The sequence below is a fragment of the Halapricum desulfuricans genome (genome assembly GCF_017094465.1).
GTDB lineage: Archaea > Halobacteriota > Halobacteria > Halobacteriales > Haloarculaceae > Halapricum.
Genome location: NZ_CP064791.1, coordinates 1,305,825 through 1,318,211, shown reverse-complemented (window position 1 = coordinate 1,318,211; position 12,387 = coordinate 1,305,825). Strand labels below are relative to the sequence as shown.

The window sequence follows — 12,387 nt, the reverse complement described above, 5'->3', positions numbered from 1 at the left end:
TCATATCTGATTCTCCACAAAGATGGGGTAGGCAATCTTAACACCGTGTGATCCATACCCGCCAGCAATGACTGAATCGATCGATACCCCTGGAGGGTGGCGATTCGTTGCCGAACACGAGCAAATGGCGTCTGTCCTCGGCGCCATCGTCCACTTGGATACTGATGGGACCTACACGCGCTCGGAGTTAGCTGATGCCGCTGGCGTCCCGCTGAAAGACCTGTATCTCGCGGACACGCTTTCGGCCTTGGCCGATATCGGCGTGCTTGAGCGCATTGACAACGACGGCGAATCGACGTACGCGATCGACGATCGCTCTCCAGCCTATGAACGCGCGGCCGATTTCGAGCAGGCGATCGCTGCAACGCTCGATCAGTAATTTCTCCTCAATCCCGCCGCCGTCGACACTGACTTCCCCGTTCCGTCCGTAGTATCGCCCGTTATGGTCGCACTTGATACCGACAGCTACCGACTCGAACGCGGCAGCGAAGCGCCCGATTTCGAGTTGCCCGGGACGGACGGAACGGAGTACAGCCTGGCCGACTTCGAGGACTTCGAGGCGCTGCTGGTCGTGTTCACCTGCAACCACTGTCCGTACGCCAAGGCGAAGATGGACGAATTGAACTACCTCGCTGAGACCTACGACAACCTCGCCGTGGTGGGGATCAACCCCAACGACGCCGAGGAGTATCCAGATGATTCCTTCGAGCGAATGCAGGAATTGGTCGAGGACGGCACCGTCGCCTACGACGCCTACCTCCGGGACGACGATCAGGAAGTCGCGGCGGCCTACGGCGCGGTCTGTACACCCGATCCGTTCCTCTTCACCAGCGACGAGGGGACGTTCCGGCTGGCGTATCACGGTCGGATCGACGACGCGCTCAACCCTGATGAGGAGCCCATTGAGTACGAGATGCGCGAGTACGTCGAGACGGTGCTCGCCGGTGAGTCCGTTGAGGCCGAGGACAAGCCCTCCCGTGGCTGTTCGATCAAGTGGAAAGCGGGCAACGAGCCCGACTACTTCAACGTGTAGGCCACAGCGTCACGTCTCAGCTTCGAATACGTACGCAGGACCAGGCGTGCAAACGGTTTTCACCCAGCCATTCGATACCCCCGTCGTGGTTCGGCACCTCGGCACCGTCCTGATCGGTCTCGGACTCGCCTGCGTCGTCGCCGCGAGCTGGATCGGTACCGTCGGTTACACCGCACAGCTCGGCGGCGTCGCAGTCGCGCCGGTGGCGATCAGGCTGCTGGCCGCGGCTGCCGTGGCGTTTCTGTCCGCCGCCGTCTACCTGTTCGTCTACCGGGCGGTCGAGACGAGGATCGAGAGCAAACGCCGCCAGCACGACGTCCGGAACGTTCTCCGACTGGCGTTCCTGATCGCGGCGGTCGCGGGCGTGCTGGGCGCGCTGACCGAGAAGTGGCTCGGTCTGCTGTTCTCGCTCGGTGTGGTCGGGTTCGCCGTCACGTTCGCGCTCCAGCAACCCCTCTTTTCGTTCCTGGGCTGGTTCTACATCATGATCAAGCGTCCCTACCAGGTCGGCGACCGGATCGCTATCGAGGGGTCGAAAGGCGACGTGGCCGACGTCGACTACCTGGTGACGACGCTGTGGGAGATCGACGGCGACCTCGTCGCCTCCAACCAGCCTTCCGGGCGGATTATCACCGTTCCCAACAGCGTTGTTCTCTCCAGTCACATCAAGAACTACACGCGCGACGAGTTTCCCTTCGTCTGGAACGAGATCGAGGTGCAGGTGGCGTACGAGACTGACCTCGATTTTGCCCGCGCGACCATGGCCGAGGTGGCCGACGAGTACCTCGGCGACGAGATGGCCCGCCGGATCGAACAGTATCGCGACCGGCTGGCCGAGACGCCGGTCGAACTGGACGTACAGGACCGACCGACAGTGAACGTCGTCCAGGAGGAGTCGTGGGTGACGCTTCGATTGCGGTATCTCGTCCACCCGCGCCGGGGCCAGCGGACGAAAAACGCCCTCTACGAGCGGGTGCTCGCGGCGTTCAACGATCACCCCGAGCGGGTGAAGTTCCCGGTCAGCCGAAATCGGTGAATCAGACTTTACCCGGTGGCGGTCGAAAGGTGCCCATGTCGAATCCGATTCCCGAGAGCGTCGAACAACTCGCACACGTCGTGGGCCCGGACGGCGACGACGTGCTCGCAGAAATGGACGAGTACGCCGACCGAGAGGGCTTTCCGACTGTCGGGCCCGCCGTCGGTGGCTGGCTCGAACTACTCGCGCGCATGACCGGCGCCGAACGGGTCTTCGAGTTCGGCTCCGGGTACGGCTACTCAGCCTACTGGTTCTGCCGGGTACTTCCGGATGACGGCGAGATCGTTCTCACCGAAATCGACGCGGACGAACTCGACCTGGCACGTGAGTATCTCGGCCGCGGGGACTTCGGGGCGACCGCTCACTTCGAACTCGGCGACGCTATCGAGACGATCGAGTCCTACGACGGCCCCTTCGACGTGGTGTTGATCGACAACGAGAAACACCGCTACCGCGAGGCGTTCGAGAGCGTTCGCGAGAAGGTCGCCCCTGGCGGGATCGTCGTGGCCGACAACGCCGTCGCCGGGAGCACGATCGATCACGAGGACGTCCGGCGGCTTCTGGACGGCGAGTCGATCGAGGCGACCGGGCCGACCGAGGGGATCGCGGAGTACCTGTCGGCCGTGCGGGCCGATCCCGACTTCCGGACCTCGCTGTTGCCAGTCGGCGAAGGTGTCGCGGTGAGCTATCGCGTCGAGTAATTGCGATGGCCGAAACGGTCGATACCCAGCCGGCGAGCCGGGGACGTTTCAGCGTCGATGATCGCCGACCCGAGCCGATTCTCGCCAGCGAAAACTGCGGGACTATGACTTAAGAGGATGGGGTCGAAACAGGGCGGTAATCCGATCGTTACCATGAGTCTGATGCTCGACATCCGGAAGCTCGCGTTGTTCAACAAGATGGCCAAAGAAGGGGGGAACACCGTCGCGGACCACCTCAGCCAGATGACCGGCATGGAGACGGAGATGGAGATCACCAAGATCAACTTCATCGACATCCCGGACATCAAGACCCACGTCGGCGACGAGAAGCTGATCGGCATCTCGATCGAACTCCAGGAACCACCGCACGGGCACATCCTCTTTCTGCTCGATTATGAAAACGCCAAGACCCTCGCACAGGGGATGCTGGGAGACATGGGCGGGGCGGATCCGGAACAGAGCGGCTTCACCGATATGGAACGGTCGGCGATCGAAGAGATCGGCAATATCATGACTTCGGGATTCATCGACGGGTGGGCGAACGTCCTCGACACGACTATCGATATGGGGACCCCGACTTTCACCTACGGCCCCGGCAGTGGGATGGTCGATGAACTTGTCGGCAATCGCGATTCCGATATGGCGTTAATGTTTGATTCGCGCATCCACGCGCTGGACGCCAACATCGACGTGACGGTCTACACGTTCCCACAACTCGAAGAACTGGTCGACCTGATGCAGGAAATAGAAGTGTAGAGCGCGTAGCACCCTGGATCCGCCGTTCGACTCTCGCTCCGAAACTCCGGCGTCGTTTCTTCCGGTTCCATCGCGTATTTATCGGCCCGATACGACACGATAAATCATGGAGTTGCTCGACGACGGGATCGTTCCGGAACACGCACGTGAGGTCAAAGCGGAGGCCAGGGAGTTCGCCGCCGAATACATCCAGCCCAACGCCGAGGAGTACTATCGCCGTGGGGAGTACCCCTGGGAGATCCTCGAAGCGGGGATGGATGCCGGGCTCATCGCTCAGGACATCCCCGAGGAGTACGGAGGGAAAGGACTCGACCTGGAGGAGGTACTCGCGGTCGCCGAGGAGTTCTACCGGGCGGACGCCGGGATCGCCCTGACGCTGCAACTCGCGAGTTTCGGGGCGGAGATCCTGGCCGATCACGGCACCGAGGCCCAGAAAGAGGAGTACCTCCGGCCGGTCGCCGAGAACGAACAGCTCACCGGGCTGGCGGTCTCCGAACCCGAGACGGGCAGCGATCTCGCGGGGATGACGACTACCGCCGAGCAGGACGGCGACGAGTGGGTGCTGAACGGCGAGAAGTACTGGATCGGCAACGGCGTCGAGGCCGACTGGGTAACCGTCTACGCAAAGACCGACGACGACCCGGACAACCGCTACGGCAACTACTCGCTGTTCGTCGTCCCGACCGACGCCGACGGCTACGACGCCGAGCACATCCCCGAGAAGATGGGCTTTCGCGCGAGCAAACAGGCCCACATCGAGTTCAACGACTGCCGGATCCCCGAGGAGAACCTGATCGGGGCGGAGGGTGCGGGATTTTTCATGCTCGCGGAGTTCTTCAATCACGGCCGCGTGATCGTCGGCGGCCACGGTCTGGGACTGGCGGCGGCCGCTATCGAAGAGGCCAACGACTTCGTTCACGACCGGGAGGCGTTCGGCCGGGATGTCGCCGACTTCCAAGCGGTCCAGCACACGCTCGCGGAGATGCGTCTGGAGTTCGAGGCGGCCCGCGCGCTGACCTGGCGGGCCGCGAGCAAAGTCAAAGCGAGTGACGACGCCGGCTTCTGGGCTGCGCTCGCGAAAACAAAATCCACGGAGGTCGCGGCCGAATGTGCCGAACAGGGGATGAAACTCCACGGCGGCCGATCCGTGTTGGCTGACCGGCGGATCGCGCGCGTCTACCGGGACGTCCGAATCCCGGTCATCTACGAGGGGGCCAACGACATCCAGCGCAATCTGATCTATCGCCAGCAGCCACGATAGCGACGACACATCTGGCCGCCACGCGGGCACCCGACCTGCCGCTACAGCACAGCACTCTCTCACCTATTGATCACAACCTTGATATAGCTGAACCGGCAATAAAATCCGGTAAATTCCCTAACCAGACACGACAGAATTATAATAATCATTGTCGAATAAGTCAGTGACAACGCTTTTGTCCGGGCGAATCGTGGTTGGTATACGGCGCCCGCAGGGGGCCGATGATTTACACATGCCAGAGCCAGAAGACCTCATTTGGCGAATCGCAGGCGGTTCCGGCGACGGGATCGACTCGACAAGCCAGAACTTCGCGAAGGCCCTGATGCGTTCGGGACTTAACGTATTCACACACCGACACTATCCGTCGCGGATCCGGGGCGGCCACACGTACGTCGAGGTACGTGCCGGCAACGGCCCGGTCAACTCGCGTGGCGACGGATACAACTTCCTCCTCACGCTCGGGGACAGTTTCGCCCGCAATCCGGGCGAGGACGCCTACTACGGCAACGAGGAGGCCAAACCGCTGACGGAGAACCTCGACGACCTCAACGAGGGCGGGATCGTCATCTACGACGAGGGCCTGCTCGACGAGGAGGACGTCGAAGCGATCAACCTCGAGGAGCGTGCCGAGGAGAACGGCTGGCACGTCTACCCCGTCGACCTGCGCGGGATCGCCCGCGAACACGGTCGCGACGTGATGCGAAACACCGCCGGCGTCGGGTTCACGGCGGCGCTGATGGACATCGATCCGGCGTACTTCGAGGAGATCATCTCCAACGGCATGTCCGGGGAGATGAAAGAGGCGAACCTCAAGGTCCTCGAAGACGCCTACGAGCTCGGCCAGGAGGTCGAGCACACCCACGACTGGTCCGCGCCGGCAGGCGATGGCCACGACGAGGAGCAGGTGCTGCTGTCCGGCAGTGACGCCATCTCGTATGGCGCGATCGACGAGGGCTGTCGGTTCATCTCGGGCTATCCGATGACCCCGTGGACCGACGTGTTCACGATCATGTCCCAGAACCTGCCGAAGTTCGACGGGGTCTCCGAGCAGGTCGAGGACGAGATCGCCGCCGCGGCGCTGGCGATCGGTGCTTCACACGCCGGCGTGAAGGCCATGTCCGGTTCCTCGGGCGGTGGCTTCGCGCTGATGTCCGAGCCGCTCGGACTCGCGGAGATGACCGAGACGCCGCTCGTGCTCGTCGAGGCGATGCGTGCCGGTCCCTCGACCGGGATGCCGACCAAGCCCGAGCAGGGCGACCTCGAGCACATCCTCTATACGAGCCAGGGCGACTCGACGCGCGTCGTGTTCGCGCCGGCCAACGTCGAGGAGTGTTACACCCAGACCCGCAAGGCCTTCGAGTTGGCCTACGAGTACCAGATCCCGGCGATCGTCGCCTACGACCAGAAGCTCCAGGGCGAACTGCGCAACGTCCCCGAGAGCTTCTTCGACGAGGAGCCCAACGCCGATCCCGGATCGGTGCTGACCGAAGAGGAGATCGCCGAAGCCGCACACCACGCTTCGGACAAGTTCAAGCGCTTCCTCCACGAGCCCGAGGACGGTTCGAACGTCAGCCCGCGCTCGGTGCCCGGCCAGGAGGGCGGACGCTTCCTCGCGACCGGCAACGAGCACAACGAAGTCGGCCACATCAGCGAGGACCCTGAAAACCGGGTTATCCAGATGGATCGCCGGATGGGCAAGCTCGACGATATCCGCGAGGAACTGGACGCCGAGGAGTCCCACCAGACCTATCACGGCCCCGAAGACGCCGACTATGGGATCATCACGTGGGGCAGCCAGCAGGACACGGTCTTCGAGGCCGTCGACCACCTCAACGAGGCCGGCCACTCCGTGAAGGCCGTCGGCGTCTCCGATCTGATGCCGTTCCCCGAGGCCGAGATGACCGAGTTCCTCGACAGCGTCGAGCACGCTGTCGTCGCGGAGATGAACGCCAGTGGCCAGCTGCGTGGCCACATCCAGAAGGAGCTGGGCAAATACGGCGACAAGATGTCCAGTCTCCTCAAGTACAACGGCAACCCCTTCGAACCCCGCGACATCGTCGAGGGCTTCGAGACGAGTCTCGATACGGGGGAACTGCCACACACGCGAATGAAGTACGTACCCGCGGCAGGTGACTAACCATGAGTGCATTCAACGCAATCGGAGCGGACCGAGAGATCGAAGACGAGGAGTTCACACCCGGAATCGAGCCCCAGCCGACGTGGTGTCCGGGCTGTGGTGACTTCGGTGTGCTCAACGCGCTGAAACAGGCGATGCCGAAGGTCGGCCGCAACCCCGACGAGGTCGCCGTCTTCACCGGGATCGGCTGTTCCGGCAAGCTGAACAGTTACTTCGAGAGCTACGGCTTCCACACGATCCACGGCCGTTCGCTGCCGGTCGCACGGGCGGCCAAACTGGCTAACCCCGGCGTCGAGGTCATCGCGGCCGGCGGTGACGGTGACGGCTACGGCATCGGTGGCAACCACTTCATCCACACGGCCCGTGAGAACCACGATATGACCTATATCGTGTTCAACAACGAGATCTTCGGGCTGACGAAGGGCCAGACCTCCCCGACCTCGCCGAAGGGCCACAAGTCCAAGACCCAGCCCTCGGGGAGTGCGAAAGACCCGATCCGGCCACTCACCCTCTCGCTGTCGGCCGGTGCGTCCTACATCGCCCGTACCGCGGCGGTCAACCCCAACCAGGCCGCGGAAATCCTCGCGGAGGCAATCCAGCACGACGGCTTCGCACACGTGGACTTCCTGACCCAGTGTCCGACCTGGAACAAGGACGCCAAGCAGTACGTCCCCTACACGGACATCCAGGACTCCGACGAGTACGGCCACGACATCAACGATCGGGCCGAGGCCGCCGAAGCGATGTACGACGCCGAGTCCAAGCTCCACGAGGGCGAGATCCTCACCGGTCGCTTCTACGTCGACGACGAGCGTCCCTCCTACACCGAAGAGAAGCAGGCGATCGGCGAGATGCCCGAGCAGCCGCTTGCCGAGCGCTACTTCGACGAGGACACCGAGTGGGACCGGTCCTACCAGCTCCTCGAGAAGCACAAATAAGGGTTCGACGAGAACAAGGCCGTTTCCCCCTTCGCAAGGTATTTTTTCGAGCACCGGAAAGAAACGTCCATGAGCGCGGAATCTACAGCGGATCGTATCCTCGCCGTCCTCGAAGAAGATGCCCAGGCGTCCTATGCGGAGATCGCCGAACGGGCGGACGTCTCGAAGCCCACAGTCAGAAAGTACATCGACAAACTCGAAGACGAAGGGGTGATCGTCGGCTACTCGGCCGAGGTCGACCCGAAGAAGCTCTCGAGCCAGTCGATCGCCATGGTCGGCATCGACGTCGAGAGCGAACAGTACGTCGAGGCCACGCGCGAGCTCCGGGAGGTAGATGCGGTCGAGGCGCTGTACACCTCCAGCGGCGATCACATGCTGATGGCCGAAGTCAGAGGCCGGGACGGTGAGGAACTGGGCGACATCATCGAGGAGTCGGTCCTGAATATCGACGGCGTGACGGCCGCACATCCGTCGTTCCTCCAGGAACGGCTGAAATGAACTGCGGGGGGACAGAGGGCGGCAACGACGCTCTTTTGACGCTGTAGATCACACATCGGGATCATGCGCGCGCGGCTGGTGGTGGGATCAGGCACACTCGCGTACGAGCTCATCGAGCGACTCGGTGACGGCAGCCGACCGCTCGTCGTCGTGACCGACGACGAGCGACTGCTCGAAGAAGTGACCGAGCACGTCCCTGCAGCGACAACGACGCACGGCGACCCGACGACGCCCGCCGCATTCGAAGACGTCGAAGCCGACGTCGAGAGTGTCCTCGCCGTCGCGGACGCCCCCTCGAAAACAGCCGCGATCCTGCGTGCGACCGGGCGAGCACTACCGGACGCGCTGAACGTCGCGTATCTCGCCGAGAGCGATCCTGACACCCGCGAAGCGGTGGAACGACACGCCGATCACATCATCGACCGGCCGTCGGTGACCGCAGCTGCGATCACGGATCGGCTGACCGAGGCCGGAAGTCGCTTCCGTGCCTTGCAGCGCGTGCTCGCGGAACTGGACGGGCCGCTCGCGATCGTCATGCACGACAACCCGGATCCGGACGCGATCGCGAGCGCGATCGCACTCGGACGGCTCGCGGATCTGGCCGATATCTCGACGGAGCTGTGTTATTTCGGCTCGATCGCCCACCAGGAGAACCGCGCGTTCGTCAACCTCCTCGGGATCGAACTGACGAACCTGCAATCGGGGGCAGACCTCTCGGAGTTCGGGGGGTTCGCGCTGGTCGATCACTCCCGACCCGGCGTCAACGATCAGTTGCCCGCGGACACGCCGATCGACATCGTCATCGACCACCATCCGCCCCGGGAACCGGTCGAGGCGGCGTACGTCGACCTCCGAAGCGACGTCGGCGCGACGAGCACCCTGCTGGTCGAGTATCTGCAACAGTCCGCGCTCCGTATCGACGAGACCGTCGCGACGGCGCTTCTGTTCGGGATCCGGGTCGACACCGACGAGTTCCGGCGGGAGGTCTGTGAGACCGATTTCGAGGCGGCTGCGGCCCTGCTTCCGGCCGCGAACCTCGGAACCCTCCAGCGGATCGAGAACCCGAGCATGTCCCCGGAGACCCTGGAGACGATCGGCTGTGCGATTCGAAATCGCGCCCGACACGGCCCGGTCGTGATCACCGGCGTCGACGGATTGCGGAGTCGGGACGCGCTGGCCCAGGCGGCCGACCGGCTGTTGAACATCGAAGACGTGACGACGACGGTCGTCTACGGGATCGAGGACGGGACGATCCACGTGTCCGCGCGGACGCGCGGTGCCGATCTCGACATCGGGGAGGCGCTCCGGGACGCGTTCGGGCCGATCGGTAGCGCGGGGGGCCACGCCGACATGGCCGGCGCGCAGATCGAAGCGGGGAGTTTCGAGTACGGCGGCTCCGAAAGTGACGGTCGACCGCTCGTCGAGATCGTCGACGAAGTCATCACGAACAGGTTTCTCAACGTACTTGAGGCGCGCTGGAACCGACCGATCCGGGCCGACTCCGGCGATCAGTATCGGATCGAAGGCGAACCGAGCGACCGCGACGTACTCGTGTTCCCGCCCGAAGGCGAATCGATCGACGACTGATAGTGATGCTTGTAGGTCTGTTCCGCATCGACGCACGAAAGCGTCAGTCGGAGCGGTAAATCGCTACAAGAATCACTATGAGCCACGCGCACCGTCGGGACGAGTGGTCGTCTGACGTGGGGTTTTTCAATCACGGCGCCGTCACTGTCGTTGATGGCCAGTTCCGATGAGTCGCTGACGGTCGAGGAGTACATGACCCACGAGGTCTCGACAGTCACGCCGACGGCGACAGTCGGAGATGTCGCCCGGCGGATCGCGGACAGCGACGACCATAGTGGACTCCCGGTCACCAACGACAGCCACGTCAAGGGGTTCGTCAGCGCGAGCGATCTCCTGCTGGCCGACGACGAGACGCCGATTCGGGACGTCATGAGCTCGGATTTGCTGGTCGCGCATCCCGATATGGACCTGGACGACGCCGCGCGCGTCATCCTGCGGTCGGGGATCCAGCGATTGCCCGTCGTCGACGACGGCGGTGACCTGGTGGGAATCATCTCGAACACGGACGTGATCCGCAGTCAGATCGAACGGGCCACGCCGGACAAAGTCGAGGAGCTTCAGGAGACGATCGAGGAGGTCCACAGTGCCGAGACCGAGCGGGACCGCCGACAGATCCCGCTATCGGAACTTCGCCCCACTCAGACCCGCGTCTACGCCGACGAACTCGAAGGGCGGAGCTACGAACTGGAACGCGGGCTGGCGGAACCGCTGGTCGTCGTCGACAACGACGGTGAGCTCTTGCTCGTCGACGGCCACCACCGGACGACCGCGGCCAACGAGCTCGGCATCGAGGAGATGGAGGCGTACGTCATTAGCGTCGACAAGCGTGTTGACCTCGAGATGGCGAAAACCGCCGAATCGGAAAGCCTGCAGTCGATCGGCGACATCACGATCGTCGATTACGCCCGCCACCCGCTGGTCGAGACGACCGAACGGATGGACGAAAGCGACGAAGACGTGTGACAACTCCCGGCGAAAACGCACAATTGTCTCCGACGGGGAGGATGTCATACTGCGGCGTCGTCGTATCGATCCGCGATATACGCGACGAGCAACAGCAGCGCACCCAGACCCACGCCGATCGTCGAGACGCCGAATATCACCATCCCGACCGGTGTCGCCGGTAAGTCGACGACGAAGAACAACGTCGGGTCCATCCCCTCGGGGTTGATCGCGCCGAGGACGAACCCCATGAGCGCGGCGATCGAGACGATTACGGCGTAGACGGCGTAGATCACCCGCCGCCCGGACCAGCGTCGTGGCACAACCCTCGATTGGTGCCGGGAGCGATTATGCTTTTCACTTCCGGCGATAACGTCGGGGTATGTCAGAGAAAGAATTGCTCCTGCTCGTGCTGGCGGTAGTCGGGATCATGATGTTCGCCGCCGGGTTCGCGCTCGTGATCGGCTAGATCCGGCTACGGTTGTCCACCCGATCGATCGGTCTCTCGGAGGATGAACGGCCCGATCGAGAGCGTCCGTTTCGTCACCGTCACGATCCGGAGCATGTACGCTAGCAGAATGGTGAACGGTAGTAGCGATACCGTCGTCGTCGCGGCGACGAGAACGAGCGCGTGGGATAGGCCAGCACTCGTGCCACTGATTGTCGACGGGTCGAGAAACAGCAGCGAGGCGATTGCGACCGACAGCGCTGGGATCGCTGTGTACAGCAACACCTGCGAAAGGTCTGACAGCTCCCACTGGAAAGACAGCGTCTTGAAGTGTTCGCGTGCCGGTCCGAACAGTTCCAGAGTGGCGAGCAACGAGTCCAGTTCCGCTACAGCCCCGTCTGAGAGGTCGTCACCCTGCGTCTCGGTGATAGACCGCCCCTCGTAGAGTTTCCAGGAGTAGTTGTAGTTCAGCGCAGCCCGAATGACGTCGAACTCGCCGAAGGTGGCACCATCGAGTTGTTCGATCACGCTGTCGGCGTTCTCGATCACGGCGTCGAGATACGAGGTGACCCGATCACGGACGTCCGGTTCGAGGTCGCCGTTCGCGAGCGCGTCGTCGACTGCCACAGCGCGGTCCCGTGTCTCTGTCACGAGCACGCGGAGAAACGCCGACGGTTCGGCCGGGCTCACGTCCGTGTTGATCGCCTGGGCCACGTCACGGCGAAACGACATCGCGCCGTCCATCCGCTCGCGCTGGTCGCCGACCGCACCGAGTTCCTGTGAGAGCACCAGCTGACTCAGCGTCAACACGAGCGTCACGCCCGTCACCGTCGAGGTGATCAGTGCCTGATAGAGCGTCTCGATCGGATCGCCGGTCGAGAGACCCGGGTTGGGCACGAGAACGCCACCGACGACGATCGAAGCGAACAGGACCACCGAGAGGAAGGCGGTGACGAGCCAGCGGTTGGCGTCCAGTAACACCAAGAGCAGCCGCGAGCTCTCGCCGGCCCGCTCGCGCATCGTATCGCTCGGCTGCTGCCCGGACATGCC

Annotated in this window: 13 protein-coding genes; 11 read left to right on the top strand and 2 right to left on the bottom strand. The window is 63.3% G+C overall.

Features of this window, described 5'->3' with window-relative positions:
* Positions 1-67: 67 nt before the first annotated feature.
* From HSEST_RS06740 to HSEST_RS06690, 11 genes are all read left to right on the top strand, one after another.
* A complete protein-coding gene (locus HSEST_RS06740; protein ID WP_229122928.1) occupies positions 68-379 on the top strand; it encodes a hypothetical protein in 312 nt (103 codons plus the stop codon).
* A 63-nt stretch (positions 380-442) separates the two neighbouring features.
* Complete coding sequence (locus HSEST_RS06735) at positions 443-1,033, top strand: thioredoxin family protein (RefSeq protein WP_229122927.1); 591 nt, start codon at positions 443-445, stop codon at positions 1,031-1,033.
* 85 nt (positions 1,034-1,118) lie between these two features.
* Positions 1,119-2,069 carry a mechanosensitive ion channel family protein gene (locus tag HSEST_RS06730; RefSeq protein WP_229122926.1) on the top strand — a complete coding sequence of 317 codons (951 nt, stop codon included), beginning with the start codon at positions 1,119-1,121 and terminating at the stop codon, positions 2,067-2,069.
* Between the two features lie 35 nt (positions 2,070-2,104).
* Complete coding sequence (locus HSEST_RS06725) at positions 2,105-2,770, top strand: O-methyltransferase (protein WP_229122925.1); 666 nt, start codon at positions 2,105-2,107, stop codon at positions 2,768-2,770.
* Between the two features lie 153 nt (positions 2,771-2,923).
* Positions 2,924-3,526 (top strand): chemotaxis protein CheC, encoded by a 603-nt coding sequence (locus tag HSEST_RS06720; protein WP_229122924.1) that lies wholly within the window; start codon positions 2,924-2,926, stop codon positions 3,524-3,526.
* A gap of 106 nt (positions 3,527-3,632) precedes the next feature.
* Positions 3,633-4,787, top strand: coding sequence for an acyl-CoA dehydrogenase family protein (locus tag HSEST_RS06715; RefSeq protein ID WP_229122923.1), 1,155 nt, complete (start codon positions 3,633-3,635; stop codon positions 4,785-4,787).
* 232 nt (positions 4,788-5,019) lie between these two features.
* A complete protein-coding gene (locus tag HSEST_RS06710) occupies positions 5,020-6,924 on the top strand; it encodes a 2-oxoacid:acceptor oxidoreductase subunit alpha (RefSeq protein WP_229122922.1) in 1,905 nt (634 codons plus the stop codon).
* 2 nt (positions 6,925-6,926) lie between these two features.
* A complete protein-coding gene (locus HSEST_RS06705; RefSeq protein ID WP_229122921.1) occupies positions 6,927-7,862 on the top strand; it encodes a thiamine pyrophosphate-dependent enzyme in 936 nt (311 codons plus the stop codon).
* 69 nt (positions 7,863-7,931) lie between these two features.
* A complete protein-coding gene (gene lrpA1 / locus HSEST_RS06700; protein WP_229122920.1) occupies positions 7,932-8,360 on the top strand; it encodes an HTH-type transcriptional regulator LrpA1 in 429 nt (142 codons plus the stop codon).
* Between the two features lie 63 nt (positions 8,361-8,423).
* The gene (locus tag HSEST_RS06695) at positions 8,424-9,947 is read left to right on the top strand and encodes a DHH family phosphoesterase (RefSeq protein ID WP_229122919.1); all 1,524 of its coding nucleotides are present in this window, start codon (positions 8,424-8,426) and stop codon (positions 9,945-9,947) included.
* A gap of 153 nt (positions 9,948-10,100) precedes the next feature.
* Positions 10,101-10,910, top strand: coding sequence for a CBS domain-containing ParB/RepB/Spo0J family partition protein (locus HSEST_RS06690; RefSeq protein ID WP_229122918.1), 810 nt, complete (start codon positions 10,101-10,103; stop codon positions 10,908-10,910).
* A 44-nt stretch (positions 10,911-10,954) separates the two neighbouring features.
* On the opposite strand, the gene HSEST_RS06685 is transcribed toward HSEST_RS06690, so the two are convergent.
* Complete coding sequence (locus HSEST_RS06685; protein WP_229122917.1) at positions 10,955-11,212, bottom strand: DUF7520 family protein; 258 nt, start codon at positions 11,210-11,212, stop codon at positions 10,955-10,957.
* Positions 11,213-11,364: 152 nt separating this feature from the next.
* Positions 11,365-12,384, bottom strand: coding sequence for a hypothetical protein (locus HSEST_RS06680; RefSeq protein WP_229122916.1), 1,020 nt, complete (start codon positions 12,382-12,384; stop codon positions 11,365-11,367).
* Positions 12,385-12,387 lie beyond the last annotated feature (3 nt).